Here is a 14230-nt window from a genome sequence, read left to right on the forward strand (position 1 = left end):
TCGCGCCAATGAACGCTATTCGGCGGTCGTGTCTTCGAGGATTTCGACAAGGCCGGTTTCGTCCCGGCGCCGTCCCTCCGGCACCGCCAGCACACGGGCGCGGATCCGCCGGTCCGCGACGTTCACCGTCACGATGTCGCCCGGCCGGATCGACGCCGACGGCGGCGCTGCCCGTCCGTTGATGGTCGCCCGACCGGCATGGCACAGGCTGTTCGCGAGCGTTCGGCGCCGCACGAGGCGGCTTACCTGGAGGAACTTATCGAGCCGCACGCCACAGCGCCGCCAGTTCCTCGGGCGTGCAGTCGTGAAGCGACCGGCCGCCCGCGCGCACCGTCTGTTCCAGACGCGCAAAACGCTCGCGAAACTTCGTGCATGCCGCCCGCAGCGCTTGCTCTCCATCGAGGCCCAGGTATCGCGGCAGGGTGGCGACGGTGAAGAGCAGGTCCCCAAGCTCCTCGGCGACGCGGTCCGGCGGCTCGCCGGCGTGCGCGCGCTCGAGCTCCGTCAGTTCCTCGCGCACCTTGGCCGTCGCCTGAGCGAGGGCGGGCCACTCGAACCCGGCGCGCGCCGCGCGGGCCTGCATCCCCTGCGCGAGCGCTAGCGCCGGCAGCGTGCGCGGGAGGCCTCCAAGCGCGCCGTCCTGGGACTCGCCGTCGGAGGGAGCGCGGCCGAGCTCCTCTGTCGTTCCCGCGCGCTCCTCAGCCTTGATCACCTCCCAGCGCTTGAGGACGTCGTCCGCGGTCGCGGCGTCCGCCTGCCCAAACACGTGGGGGTGGCGGCGCACCAGTTTTTCCGAGAGGCCGGCGATCACGTCCTCGATCGTGAACGACCCCGCCTCCCTGGCCATCTGGGCGTGAAAGACGACCTGAAGGAGCAGGTCGCCCAGTTCCTCGCGCAGTTTCTCGGCGGCGCCGGCGTCGATTGCCTCGAGCGTCTCGTACGTCTCCTCGAGCAGGTACGGCCGCAACGATGCGTGGGTCTGCTCACGGTCCCACGGGCACCCCCCCGGCGCGCGAAGGCGCGCCATGATCGCGACCAGGTGCTCGAACCCCTGCCGACCGATGCTCACCGCAGCGCTCCCTCCCGTTGCCCGGGTCGCGCCGCCCCGGCGATCTTTGCGAGGAATTGGCCGATCATCTCCGCGGTCTCCGCGAAGCCGGCGCCGTTCGCGCGGAGCCGGATGCCGTCCGCGGTCCACCGAGCATCCGGGAGGCGGGACAACAGCGGGCGCACGCGTGCGCCGAACGCGTCCGCGTCGGCCGGGCGCAACAGCACGCCGTCCCGATCGCGCGAGATCGCCGCGATCCCCAGGCCGCGGGCGGCGACGCGGAGCCGAATCACCCCGCCGAGCGTCTTCACCGGTTCCGGCAGCGGCCCGTAGCGGTCGCGGAGCTCGTCGAGCGCGGCGCCGACGTCGTCGAGGCTCCGGGCATCCGCCAGCCGGCGGTACGCCGCCATCCGCTGATTCGGGGCCGCGATGTAGTCCTCGGGGAGATAGGCTTCCACGTCCAGGTCCACCGTGGTCTCGGGGGCTTCGGCCACTCGTTCGCCGCGGACCTCCCGGACCGCTTCCTCCAGCAGCCGCATGTACAGGTCGAACCCGACCGCGGCGAGGTGGCCGTGCTGTTCCGCGCCGAGCAGATTGCCCGCGCCGCGAATCTCGAGATCCCGCATCGCGAGGCGCAACCCGGAGCCGAGCTCGACGAACTCCCGCATCGCGACGAGGCGCTGTTCCGCCTCGTGGGTGAGCCGCGCGTGCCGCGGGTACAGCAGGTAGGCATACGCCTGTCGGTCGGCGCGCCCGACGCGGCCGCGCAGCTGATAGAGTTGGGCGAGGCCGAGGCGGTGCGCGTGCTCGATGATGATCGTGTTCACGCGCGGGATGTCGAGGCCGATCTCGACGATCGTCGTGCAGACGAGAATGTCGTAGCGCCCGCCGAGGAAGTCCAGCATGACCTGCTCGAGTCGCGCCTCGGGCATCTGGCCGTGCGCCACGGCGACGCGCGCCCCCGGGGCCGCCTCGCGGATGCGGCGGGCGGCGCGTTCGATCGTGTCCACGCGGTTGTGCACCACGTAGACTTGGCCGCCGCGCTCGAGTTCCCGGTTGATCGCCTCCTGGATCAGCGCGGGGTCGTCTTCCCGAATGAACGTGCGGATCGGCTGGCGGACGTCCGGCGGGGTCTCCATCACGGACAGGTCGCGCAGCCCGGCGAGCGACATGTGGAGGGTGCGTGGAATCGGTGTCGCCGTGAGCGTCAGCACGTCGACGTGGGTCCGCAGCTGCTTCAACCGCTCCTTGTGGGCAACGCCGAACCGTTGCTCCTCGTCGATGATCACGAGGCCGAGCCCGCGGAAGGTGATCGCCTTGTTCAGGAGCTGATGGGTGCCGATCAGCACGTCCACGGTGCCGGCTTGCGCGGCGTCGACGATCGCCTTCTGCTCCTTGGGGGTCCGGAACCGGCTCAGCATGTCGACGTGCACCGGGAACGCCGCGAAGCGCTCGCGGAACACGGTGTAGTGCTGCTGCGCGAGCAGCGTCGTCGGCACAAGGACGGCGACCTGCCGGCCGTCCATCACCGCCTTGAACGCCGCGCGCAGCGCGACCTCGGTCTTGCCGTAGCCGACGTCGCCGCAGACGAGGCGATCCATCGGCCGCGCCGCCTCCATGTCTCGTTTCACGTCTTCGATCGCCTTGAGCTGGTCGGGCGTCTCCTCGTACGCGAAGGCGTCCTCCATCTCGCGCTGCCACGGCGTGTCCGGCGGAAACGCGTGCCCTTGGGCGCGTTCCCGCGCGGCGTACAGCTGGAGCAGCTCGCGGGCCATCTCGCGCGTGCGCTCGCGCACGCGACGTTTCTCGCGTTCCCACTCGGTGCCGCCCAGCCGGTTGATCTGCGGCGGCTGGCCGTCCACGCCCACGTACCGCTGTACGAGCGCGATCTGGTCGGTCGGGACGTACAGCGCGTCGCCCTGCGCGTACTCCAGGTGCAGGTAGTCGCGCTCGCCGTCACCGAAGGCGAGGCGCTCCAGCCCGCGGTAGAGACCGATCCCGTGGTGCACGTGCACCACCAGATCGCCCGGCGTCAGCTCGGTCCAGCTCCCGAGGCGCGAGCCGTCGCGGAGCCACCGGAGCTTTTTCGGCCGCCGGTGCCAGCCGAGGATCTCGCTGTCCGTGACCAGGGTCAGGTCGTCGAGCGCGAACCCCTCGGTCAGCGGGTGCGGTACGACCAGCGCGCGTCCGGGGTCGGGCAACGCGTCCACGGCGTCCGTGAGCGCGGCGGGGATCGCGTGTTCCGCGAGCAACTCCGCGATCCGGTGGCCCTGCCGGCTGGCCACGACGATCCGCCTGTGTTCGGCGATCCACTGGCGCGCGTGCTGAACGAGCGCGTCCATCTGACCGGCGAACGACTCGACCGCTCCAAATCCCACCTCGACGGCGTCGCCCCCAGGCGGTCGGTGAAGCGTCGAGAGCGCCACGGTCCGCCGGGTCTCCAGCGCCCCGGCGATCTGCTCCCACCGGGCCAGAGGTACGGCAACGTCTGCGGGGATCCGCTCGGTCTCCACGGCGCGCTGGTAGGCGGCGGCCGCATGCTCGTACAGGGCCCGGGCCTGCCGTTCCAGCTCGGCGGGTTCATCCAGCACGCACACCGGGTCCGGCAGGGCCTCGGGGAGCAGCAGACGATCGGAGGGGGAGAGCCGGGCCGCCAGCACGGTCGTCTCGCCGATCACGGCCAGGGTGCGCTGGGTGTCCGGATCGAACGTCCGGACCGACTCGACCTCGTCGCCGGTCCACTCGATGCGGAGCGGCCGGTCCTCGGTGGAGGGAAACACGTCGATCAGGCCGCCGCGCACGGCCATCTCGCCGCGGGCGTGCACGAGGTCGGTTCGCTCGTACCCGCCTGCCGCCAGTCGTGCGACCACGTCCTCCAGCCGCGCGCGCTCGCCGGCGCGCAGCACCACGCGCGCGGCCGCCGCGCTCGCGGCGTCCGGCAGCGACGAGAGGAAGCCCGCGGGCGGAGCGACGACGACGACCGGCGTTCCGGCTCGAACCGCGTCGAGCAGGCGCTGGCGTGCACCCTCGGCGTCCACGGATGGTGGATCCTCCGGCCCCAGCGCCTCCCAGGCGGCGAGGGCATGGACCTCGTGGGTACCCGCCGGGAGAAACGCCGACAGGTCGTCGGCGAGCTTCTCCGCCTGGTCGCGGCTCGGTGTGAGGACGATCCACGCCGGTACCCGGACGCCGGCTTGCGCCACGCACGCGGCGATCAGGCAGGCTTTGGCAGAGCCGGCCGGCCCGGTTACCCACGGGCGTCGGCGGCCCTCGATTTCCTCGGAAACGAACAGAAACTCCCGTCTGCGCTGCAGAAGCGGGAGCACGCCGGACAGCGACATGCTGAATCCTCCGTAGCTATTGTACGGGAGGGTCGGAAAACGCGTCAACATGAGGCCTGCGGCCGGTGCCCCGTGCGGTGCGCCGCCTGCGGATCCACGCTGGCCCGTGTCTCAGCGTCTTTGGGGCGAAGGGACGAGCCCGTGGAGGCCGGGTTCGCACGGAGGGGCGAACGATGCAGAACAGGGCGCGTTGGCAGGACGGTCTCGGAACGTTGTGTCAGGTCGGCGGATCTGGTTCACATCACGCGTTCGGGAGAGTGGATGTCACGCTGAGCCGGTGTGAGCCGGCTCGAACGCGAGAAACACGTGCTCTCCTTGTTCTCCAATCTTGACGAATCCCGCATTCTCGAACGCGGCGATCGCGCGGTGGTTACGAGCGACCGGGTCCACGGTGATCTGGCGCCATCCGGCTGCACGCAGATGCACTGAGAGGGCGCGCACGGCATCGACGCCGAACCCGCGCCCCTGCGCCTCGGGCACGAGCACGATGTCCACTCCTCCGTCAGGCGGTTGGTCCGACCACGCTTGAATGTACCCGATTGGCATGCCCACCGCTTCGACGATGAAGGCCTGTCGTGCCGGGTCGCGCCTCAGGTATCGTTCGGCAACCTCTTCTCGGTTCTTCGGCGTGCCGCCCCACCACACAACGAACGCTGGATCGCCGAACCAACGCGCCAGAGTATCGAGGTCCGCGTCTGACGCTGGTCGCAGCGTCGTCGTCCTTCCGGCGATCAGCACGGCGCCGTGCGCATTCCCTTGTCCCGTGTCCTCGCGTGGCGTCACGGCTGCGGAGTTAGCCAACGGTGGTCGCATGTCCAGCGGAGGCGCCGCGCGGGGATTCGGCGTCGAATCGTTGGCGTCGGTGGATCCTGCTCAGAGGTGCGTCACCGAGAGGATGCCGTGCCATTTCTCGTTGAGGTATTCGCACACCAGCCGCCGATGACAATGTTCGGGTGTCGCCTCGGAGCAAAGGAGGCACGCACCCTCTAACATCTCGGGACGGATCTGGTCTTCGACTCTGCGTGCTCTCATCAGGGCGAAGAATCGGGCTCGGTATGCGCTCCAGTCGCCTTTTTGTTGTTTGTAGGTCTTCATGATCTCGTCCGTGGGAGCGAGCAGCGGCTCATGGGTGTAGCGAACGTTGCCAATCTTTCTGAGGAAATACTCGAGATCCCCGGCCTTGGCAAAGCCGGCGAGCTGTGACGTGTTATGGAGGCGCACGTCCATGACTTTCTGGACACCGGCGTTGAGCAAGCGCTCGAAGAAGTGCTCGGCTGTAGTCCTCGTGAACCCGATGGTGCATACCATGGTGCGCCGTTGAGGTGTCATTTCCCTAGGGACACGCTATCCGGCGATCCCATGCGTGAGCACCAGGGTGAGCCAGAGCGCGCTGCCGAGCAATGTCAACGCCGTCGTGACCGCACGAGGCCGACGTAGACTACGGCGAGACGCCTCCGCCAACATGGTGACATCGGGCCGCTCCGGCGGGGGTCCCTCGCGCCTTCGTCACACCGTGGAGGGTGTTGTGCTCGGGAGGCGCCGGCGGCCCCGGTACTGATTGGTGATCGGCAGGCGGCGGTCCTTCCCGAACGCCTTGGGCGTGATCTTCACGCCCGGCGGGGCCTGGCGCCGCTTGTATTCGCTGTGGTCCACCATGGCGATGACCCGCGCGACGACGTCCGGGTCGAAGCCGTCGGATGCGATCTCATCGGCCGAACGGTCGTTCTCCACGTACGCTTCGAGGATCGCGTCGAGCGTCTCGTACGGCGGGAGCGTGTCCTGGTCGGTCTGGCGCTCGCGCAACTCGGCCGTCGGGACACGGTCGATCACGCCCTGGGGGACGAGCTCGCGTCCCGCGTGGGCATTTCGCCAGCGCACCAGGCGGTACACGAGCGTTTTCGGCACATCCTTGATCACCGCGAACCCGCCGGCCATGTCGCCGTACAGCGTGGCGTAGCCGACGCTCATCTCGCTCTTGTTGCCGGTCGTGAGGACGAGCCAGCCGAATTTGTTCGAGAGCGCCATCAAGAGATTCCCGCGTGTGCGGGCCTGCAGGTTCTCCTCCGTAATATCGCGTGCCCGTCCGCGAAAGGCCCCGGTGAGCGTCGTCTCGTACCCGCCGACGATCGTGTCGATCGGCAGGTCGAGGGCCTGGATGCCGAGCGCGTCCGTCAGCACCGCTGCGTATCGCCGGCTCTCATCGGCGGTGAACCGGGAGGACATTGTGACGCCGTGCACGTCGGCTGCGCCGAGCGCGTCGACCGCGATGCACGCGACGAGCGAGGAGTCCACGCCGCCGCTCAACCCGATCGCCACGCCCTGAAACCCGTTCTTGCGCACGTAGTCCCGCGTGCCCAAGACGAGCGCGCGGTACACTTCCTCGAGTTCGTCCTGGGGGGCGGCCAGCAGCGCGCGGGAGATCGGCGGGCGTGGCGCGGACGGCGGCGCGGTCGAGAGCGTGTAGACCGGCGCCCGGGTCCCTTCTTCGCGCAGCGCGTCCGGCGTGCGGATCGGATTGTACCGGCGGATACCCCGGATCGCTTCAACGTCCAGGTCGCTGACGATCAGCGCCTCGTCAAACGCCGGCCCGCGGGCGACCACGACCCCTGCCGGCCCGACGACCAGGCCCATCCCATCGAACACCAACTCGTCCTGACCGCCCACGAGGTTGTTGTACGCGATCGCCAGGGCGTAGTCGCGCGCGCGCGTCTTCAGCATCTCCTCGCGCACGCGCCACTTTCCCGCGGAGTACGGTGAGCCGTTGATGTTGACGGCCACGAGCGCGCCGGCGAGCGCCTGGGCGAGGAGAGGCCCGCCCGGCGCCCAGACATCCTCGCAGATCGTCACGCCGACCGGGACACCGTGGATCACAAACACCGGGCTCTCGATCCCCGGCTGGAAGTACCGCTTCTCGTCGAACACCCCGTAGTTCGGGAGCCGCATCTTGCGGTACACGCCCGCGATCCGGCCGTCGTGCAGCACCGCGGCCGCGTTGTACAGGTGATCGCCGGAGTCGGCGAACCCGACGACGGCGGCTGTCGTGGTCGCGTGTTTCGCGATCTCTTCCAGGCAGGAGAGGTTCTCCTGGATAAAGTCGGCCTTGAGGAGCAGGTCCTCCGGTGGGTAGCCGGGCACCGCAAGTTCGGGGAACGACACGATGTCCGCGCCCAGGGTTTGTGCTTCCTCCAGGCGCTCGATGATCTTGCGCGTGTTGCCGTCGAAATCGCCGACCGTGGTGTTGATCTGGGCCATCGCGACCCGGAATCGCGGCGCCATGCGCGTCCTCCCGCTGCGGCGTTCGCACCACGCCTCATCCGGCGTTCATTATAGCACCTCCGCGGCAGTCGTCCGGTTCCCGCGCCGGCTGTGTGGGAGGTTGCGGCCGCGCGCGGCAGGGGTCGGGCCATGCCGCTGCCAACACATAGCGAGATTCGGGAGGGGACGATGCGCACGCCGTTGGTGATGAGCCGGGAAGGGGTAGCACGGTTTCTGCTGCACGCCCAGCACCTGAGCCGTGCGGCGGCGCCAGGACGAGCCGGTCGGGTGTCCCCCGTCGTGACCCTCCGGAAGATCCGGCGGCTGGAGTGCGTGCAGATCGACCCCGTTGCGGTCGTCGAGCGCAATCAGCACCTCGTGCTGGCCGCACGCCTGCCGGGCTACGATCCGGGAAGCCTCGAGGCGCTCCTGCGGCGAGGTCGTGTGTTCGAATATTGGGCCAACGCGGCGTGCATCATTCCGATTGAAGCGTTTCCGGTGTTCGAAGGCACGCGGCGTCGGTTCCGCAGCCGCCTCGGCTCGGAGCTCCGGACGCTGCGCCCGATCGTGCGCCGGATGATGGCGGCGCTCGAGTCCCGCGGTCCGCTGCCCGCCCGCGAGTTTGCGTCCCCGGAGCGTCTCCGAGGCGCCTGGGACCTGTCGGAGGCGCGCACCAAGGCGACCTCGCACGCGCTCACGTTGCTCTTTCGAACCGGGGCCCTCGTCGTCGCGAAACGCGACCGCGCGGAGCGGTATTTTGATCTGCCGGAGCGCGCGATCCCGGCAGGTCTGCTCCGGGACGCCGCGGCGATGAAGACCGCGGATGCCGACGACGCCCTGTTGGAGATGTATCTGCACGCGTATCGAGTGTTCGACGCCGGTGACCCGCGGTTCGGTTGGCGCGCCATGACCATCGCGGGACGCCGCGACGCCGTCCAACGGCGGATCCGCGACGGGGCGATCGTGCCGCTGACGATCAGCGGCGTGGCGCGGCAGTACTTCGTGCTGGCGCGCGACGTGCCCGCGCTCCAGCGCCATGAGCGCACCGCGGCGGCGGGCGACGATGACGCTGGCTTCCCCGCGCGCTTTCTGCCGCCGCTCGACAACCTGCTCTGGCGGCGCGAGCGGATCGCGGACGTGTTCGGCTTTCGGTACCTGTGGGAAGGGTATCTGCCGGTAGCCCGGCGACGATACGGACACTACGCGATGCCGATCCTGGTCGGATCGAGGTTGGTCGGACGCATCGACCCTCGCCTGGACCGGGCGCGTGGGCGTCTCGTCGTGCGGCTGCTTCATCTCGAACCCCACGTCGCGATCACGCGCGGTCTCCGCGAGAGCTTGGCGACCGGCCTCGAGGCGTTTGCGAAGTTCCACGAGGCCGGCGACGTCGAGGTGGAGCGAACGTATCCCGCGCGGCTGCGGGTGTGACGGCGCGACGCGTGCGCCCGGCCGATTCACGGGCCACCGGTGTCGGCGACCGGCCAAGCGATGCTTGAGCCCCAGACCCGCTGTCAGCTTTCCTGACCGGTGGCGCAACTCATCACGCGCCAGCGCCGGCTATTTCGTCGCGAGCCGGAGAGGGACCTGACCCCACGCGTTTAGGGGGCGGTCGCGTTCAGCGGGATCGGACAACGGCGCGCCTGCAAGCGCCGGGGCTCGTGCATGCGGTAGTCCATCGAGTGTGAACGTCGCCGCGCCGCCGTAGGACCGACGAATGCCTTACCGCCGCCGGATCGCCTGGGCGCCCCGGACTCTTCCCGACGACGGTTGCGCTCGATCTCCGTGAGACCCGGGACGACTGCATAAGCGCGCTCCTGGGCGCCTCTAGATGCGGTGAGGTTGGGCATTTCAGGCGTGGCCATCGTGCGTCCCTCCTGCGACCGCAGCGCGAGCCCGCTCTGCTCTGGTTGACTCACCGACTTCAACCGGTCGGGCCGCAGTTGGCCGATGACGTACCGTGCGGGCCGCGCACGTCCTGGCCGCGGTCGAGCGGGCGCTTCCCATGGAGGCCGCTCATTTGTCGGGATCTTCTGTCGGCCGATTCGGACCGCGAACAGCCGTTCCGGCGGGCGCACTCGAAAGATTCGTTTGGCCGGCCCGAAGGTCGGGGACCTCGTAATCAGAAATCGCCACCGGATCAACGGGCAATCCGGTATCGGTCGACCGCGGCGTGGCCGCGGGTTGCGCAGGACAGGCAGGCGGTGGGTGAGATCAACCCGGGGGTGATCCATGAGACCTGCACGGCAGATGGTTGCGGTGATCGTCGGCGTCGTCCTGGTGGCCGGGCCGTGGTCCCTCGCCCGGGCGGTCGCCCAGCAAAGCACGGGGGTGATCATTCGCGGCACGGTGGTGGCGGTGAATCCCGGAGCCTCGTCCTTCGTGATCTCGCCGACCGGCGATCGTTCGCACCCAGTCACGGTGTTCGTCCAACGATTTACCAAACTGTCCGCGCAGCGAAACGGGACACTTGCGGTCGCGACGTTCAAGGACCTCGTCCCCGGCGACTATGTGGTGGTGGAGACGCTGACGCTCGACAGTGGACAGGTCGTCGCGCTTGACGCACAGATCACCCTGCCAGGGACAGGAAGGACGGCGAGTGCGGGTGGCGGGAACATCGCAACAGGGGCGAGCCGCGGATCGTCGACGCAGGGCGCGTCCGTCGGCTCCGCGGCGGACGGAACGACCTCTGCGGGGCCAGGCACCGGCGGCGCTGTCGGCTCGACGTCCGGCGGTAGTCCGAACGTGAACGGCAGCGTGGCGGGCGGATCGGGCGGCGTCGACGTAGGCGGCAACGGATCGTCCGGCACCGGCACAAGCGTGGACGCCAGTGGATCGGCCAGCACAAGTGGGGCAACCACCGGCGTCGGCGGCAACAGCAACGGTGCGGGCGTGAGCGGGAACGCCTCCGGTGGCGCCGGTGGCGCGAACGCGGGTGCCGCGGGCGCAGCGGGCAACGGTGGTCCAAGCGCGAACGCGAGTGGGAGTGGGGCGACAAGCGGCGGCGCCAATGCAAGCGGCGGCGTGTCGTCCGGCACTGGCGGTTCGGGGGCCAGCGCCGGGGCGTCTGTCGGCGGTGGCGGGGTGAACGTCGGCGTCAACGGTCATTAGCGCGGGTGGAGGCCGGGAGTCGATCGGCCTCCACGCCCGCTGTGCCGGGCCAGAACGCGGTTGGCACTCAGCGTGCAGCGACGTGAGGCCTCGGCGGCCACGGGCATCAAACTCGTCGACGCCCGACCGTGGGCGGAGGGAGGGGCGGGCGAAGAGAAATCGGCGAGGCCCCACCGAACTTCCGGCGGGGCCTCGCCTCCGGCCCGGGAGGGGCGTCCCGGAACCTACACGTCGTAGTAGAGGAAGAACTCGTACGGAACCGGTCGGATGTCCACCTCATAGAGCTCTTTCGTGCGCTTGTAGTCGACCCAGGTGTCCAGCAGGTCCCGCGTAAAGACGTCTCCCTCCATCAGAAACTCGTGGTCTGACTCGAGCGCCGCGAGCGCGGCGCCGAGGGAACCCGGCACGCTCTTGATCTTGGCCGCGTCCTCGGGCGAGAGGTGGTACGTGTTCGTGTCCAGCGGACCGAACCCCGCCTTCGTCGGGTCGATCTTCCGCTTGATCCCGTCCAACCCGGCCATCAGCATCGCGGCGAACGCGAGATACGGGTTGCACGTCGCGTCTGGACACCGGAACTCGAGACGCTTGCTCGCCGCGGCCGCGGGCCCGGCGAAGTACATCGGGATGCGCACCGCCGCGCTCCGGTTGCGCTTGCTGAACGCGACGTTCACCGGGGCTTCGTAATGCGGCACGAGCCGGCGGTACGAGTTGGTCGTGCACGCGCACAGCGCGAGGAGCGCGTCGACGTGCGTCAACAGTCCGCCGACGTAGTAGAGGGCGTCCTGGCTCAACTCCGCGTAGCCGCCCTCACTGTAGAATAGGTTCGCGCCGCCTTTCCAGAGGCTCTGGTGTGTGTGCATCCCGGTACCGTTGTCGCCAAACAACGGCTTCGGCATGAACGTCGCCGTCATGCCGTGGCGTCGCGCGATGTTCTTCACGATGTACTTGTAGCTCAGCAGGCTGTCGGCCATCCTGGTGAGCGTGTTGTACTTCATGTCGATCTCGCACTGCCCCGCCGAGGCGACCTCGTGGTGCTGCATCTCCACCTCGATGCCCCACGCTTCCATCTGGAGCGACATCTCACTGCGCAGGTCCAGCAGCGTGTCGGCCGGCGGAACAGGGAAGTAGCCCTCCTTGGTGCGGATCCGGTTGCCCATTCCGGGCTGCCCGGTGTTCCAGACGGCCTCGGGGGAGTCGATGCTGTAGCCCATCCGGTGCGGAAGCACTTCGTACTGCACGTTGCTGAAGACGAAGAACTCCGCCTCCGGCCCCCAGTAGCTCACGTCCGCGACTCCCGACTGCTTGAGGTAGTCCTCCGCCTTCTGCGCGACGTACCGGGGATCGCGGGAATATGGCTTGCCCGTGGTGGGATCGTTGACGTTGCAGACGATCGACAGCGTCGGGATCTCCGTAAACGGGTCGGGATGAGCCGTCGCCGGATCGGGCATGAGGAGCATGTCGCTCTCTTCGATCGCCTGGAAGCCGCGGATGCTGCTCCCGTCGAACCCGATGCCGCGCTTGAACGTTTTGTCGTCGATCTGGCTCGCCGGAATCGTCGCGTGCTGCCACGTGCCGGGCACGTCCACGAACTTGAGATCCACCATCTTGATGCCGCGGTCCTTGATATACGCGACGACATCCTGTGCGGTCATCTCCTTGCCAGGCATTTCTCCACCTCCGCATCCCCCGCCCCGGGATTATGTCTGGATTGTCGGGCCAAACAAAAACGCCCTCCGAGCCGATGCTCGGAAGGCGTCCAGGCCCCCGGTACCTCTGAGTACCTAGTGAGTTTTATACCACGTCAGGCGGATGAAGTCAACCGGACGTCCCTCATGTGTCACGGTTCAGGCGGTTTGTTGCCCCGTAGCTGCTCAGCGATTCTGTCACTTGGGCATGAAGGATCCGGGAGCCGATTGCGTCGACGCGGAGCAACCACCGGGCGCAGGTCCTGACACAGGTGCAGCGGGGGCGCTCACGGTGGAAGAGGCGGCCTGCTGTTGGGCCGCTTATGACCGGGACGGCCGCCGACGGCACGGCACCGCTCGGCGGCCGTCCCGGATGCGCGGAGTGGTGCCTTAGCTCTTGACCAACCCGACGCGATTGCCGTCCGGATCGGCGAAGAGCGCGAACGTCACCATACCCGGGATCTCAGTGGGCGGAACCACGGTCTTGCCGCCCAGCTGCTGGACTTTGTTCAAGTACGCTTGGAGGTCGTTCACGCGCACGTAGAACGTGACCTGCTGCTGCCCGTCCGGCGACGTGCCGATGCCCCCGCCGACGCCGCCGGCGTCTTTGCCGTCGACGAGCCCGTACCCCATCGGGTTGTCGGCGTTGACCTTCCATCCGAAGAGCTGGCCGTAGAACCGCTGGAGCTTTGGGCCGTCCTTTCCCATGATCTCCCAGTGCACGACCGGATCGCCCATCATCATCCTCCTTGATCGATCAGGGTGCCCGAACTGGCGTGCGCCCGTGGACCTGCTCCAGGCTCGAACTCGGCGAGGCAGAGGAGCGCGAAGCGGCGCGTTTAATGCGGCGTCCTCCAGTCTGCCAGCGTGGAGTAACGTTCGTGTAGCGCAGCGCGGTCGGGCCGGATGCCGCCCGGACGGTTGCGGCGCTAGCGTCCGGCAGCCTCGGGAGCGACCCACGGATCCGGCCCGGGTTCCTTCCCCGCTGCGGCGAGCGCCAGCCGGTCAAGATAGTGTGTCCATCCCTCGCCGTGACTGTCGCGACGATCGGCGCGCAGTCCCCGGTGTGTCAAGCGGACGATCGTTTCGTCGCCGTCCGGCGTCAGCGTGATCTCAACGGTCGTCGATCCCGGAGGCACGACGTCCGGTTCTTGCTCCCATCCCCACGTGAAGACGATCCGGCGGTAGGGCACGAGCTCCACGTACCGGCCGCGCGATCGGTGGCCTCCGGTGACGTTGACATAGTACACACCGCCGGGGCGAGGATCCAGGTCCGCCTCAATGCCGTGCCACTTGACCATCTTGGCCGGGTCGGTGAAGAACGCGTAGATCGTCTCCGGACGGGCGGCGATTCTGATCGAGCGGGTGAGGCTATCGGGGGCGTCGGGCGCCACGGCGGATCGGCCTCCTTTGTTCGGTCTCCGCGGCCTGCTTGAGCCGCGCGAGGTTCTCGTCCCAGAACGTCTCCAGGAAGGCCCGCAACTCGGCCAACCCCTCGGGGCGCGCCCGGTACAGCCGGCGCGCGCCGTCGCGGCGCTCCGCGAGCAGGCCCGCGTCGACGAGGACGCGCAGGTGCTGCGAGACCGCGGGACGCGTGACCTCAAACTGTGAGGCGATCTCGCCCGCGGAACGTTCGGCGTCCCAGACCAATTCGAGGATCCGGCGCCGCCGGGGCTCGGCGATCGCGCGAAGAGCAGTGTCGAGCGCGGGAGTCCCCATGTCGGAAGGTTAGCATATACTTACGTTAGTGTCAACTAACTTACGTGTGTGGCCGATGACGTCGATTCAGACGG

General features: G+C 68.7%; 12 protein-coding genes. 2 read left to right on the top strand and 10 right to left on the bottom strand.

What is annotated here, in order from left to right; all coding sequences use genetic code 11:
* Positions 1–15: 15 nt before the first annotated feature.
* The 6 genes from VKZ50_16360 to VKZ50_16385 all read right to left on the bottom strand — a co-directional run bounded on the left by VKZ50_16360 (position 16) and on the right by VKZ50_16385 (position 7665).
* Positions 16–270, bottom strand: coding sequence for a S4 domain-containing protein (locus VKZ50_16360; GenBank protein ID HLJ61299.1), 255 nt, complete (start codon positions 268–270; stop codon positions 16–18).
* Positions 257–1069 carry a nucleoside triphosphate pyrophosphohydrolase gene (mazG, locus tag VKZ50_16365; GenBank protein HLJ61300.1) on the bottom strand — a complete coding sequence of 271 codons (813 nt, stop codon included), beginning with the start codon at positions 1067–1069 and terminating at the stop codon, positions 257–259. Before mazG ends, VKZ50_16360 begins: the two co-directional genes overlap by 14 nt.
* Entirely contained in the window at positions 1066–4389 is a 3324-nt protein-coding gene (gene mfd / locus VKZ50_16370; protein ID HLJ61301.1) for a transcription-repair coupling factor, read from the bottom strand. Before mfd ends, mazG begins: the two co-directional genes overlap by 4 nt.
* A gap of 264 nt (positions 4390–4653) precedes the next feature.
* Entirely contained in the window at positions 4654–5190 is a 537-nt protein-coding gene (locus tag VKZ50_16375; protein HLJ61302.1) for a GNAT family N-acetyltransferase, read from the bottom strand.
* Between the two features lie 72 nt (positions 5191–5262).
* Positions 5263–5718 (bottom strand): DUF488 domain-containing protein, encoded by a 456-nt coding sequence (locus VKZ50_16380; GenBank protein HLJ61303.1) that lies wholly within the window; start codon positions 5716–5718, stop codon positions 5263–5265.
* A gap of 177 nt (positions 5719–5895) precedes the next feature.
* The gene (locus tag VKZ50_16385; GenBank protein ID HLJ61304.1) at positions 5896–7665 is read right to left on the bottom strand and encodes an NAD+ synthase; all 1770 of its coding nucleotides are present in this window, start codon (positions 7663–7665) and stop codon (positions 5896–5898) included.
* Between the two features lie 168 nt (positions 7666–7833).
* Here VKZ50_16385 and VKZ50_16390 point away from each other — a divergent pair, with 168 nt between their 5' ends.
* A complete protein-coding gene (locus tag VKZ50_16390) occupies positions 7834–9072 on the top strand; it encodes a crosslink repair DNA glycosylase YcaQ family protein (GenBank protein HLJ61305.1) in 1239 nt (412 codons plus the stop codon).
* 801 nt (positions 9073–9873) lie between these two features.
* On the top strand, positions 9874–10752 hold the full coding sequence (locus VKZ50_16395; GenBank protein HLJ61306.1) for a hypothetical protein: 879 nt from the start codon (positions 9874–9876) through the stop codon (positions 10750–10752).
* Positions 10753–10976: 224 nt separating this feature from the next.
* Here the strand turns inward: VKZ50_16395 and glnA are convergent, their stop codons facing one another.
* The 4 genes from glnA to VKZ50_16415 all read right to left on the bottom strand — a co-directional run bounded on the left by glnA (position 10977) and on the right by VKZ50_16415 (position 14156).
* Positions 10977–12419 carry a type I glutamate--ammonia ligase gene (glnA, locus tag VKZ50_16400; GenBank protein ID HLJ61307.1) on the bottom strand — a complete coding sequence of 481 codons (1443 nt, stop codon included), beginning with the start codon at positions 12417–12419 and terminating at the stop codon, positions 10977–10979.
* 408 nt (positions 12420–12827) lie between these two features.
* Positions 12828–13175 carry a VOC family protein gene (locus VKZ50_16405; GenBank protein ID HLJ61308.1) on the bottom strand — a complete coding sequence of 116 codons (348 nt, stop codon included), beginning with the start codon at positions 13173–13175 and terminating at the stop codon, positions 12828–12830.
* A gap of 191 nt (positions 13176–13366) precedes the next feature.
* Complete coding sequence (locus VKZ50_16410) at positions 13367–13831, bottom strand: SRPBCC family protein (protein HLJ61309.1); 465 nt, start codon at positions 13829–13831, stop codon at positions 13367–13369.
* Positions 13809–14156, bottom strand: a complete 348-nt coding sequence (locus tag VKZ50_16415; protein ID HLJ61310.1) for a metalloregulator ArsR/SmtB family transcription factor — start codon at positions 14154–14156, stop codon at positions 13809–13811. Before VKZ50_16415 ends, VKZ50_16410 begins: the two co-directional genes overlap by 23 nt.
* Positions 14157–14230 lie beyond the last annotated feature (74 nt).

The organism is bacterium, from assembly GCA_035295165.1.
In the GTDB taxonomy this organism is placed as follows: Bacteria; Sysuimicrobiota; Sysuimicrobiia; order Sysuimicrobiales; family Segetimicrobiaceae; genus JAJPIA01.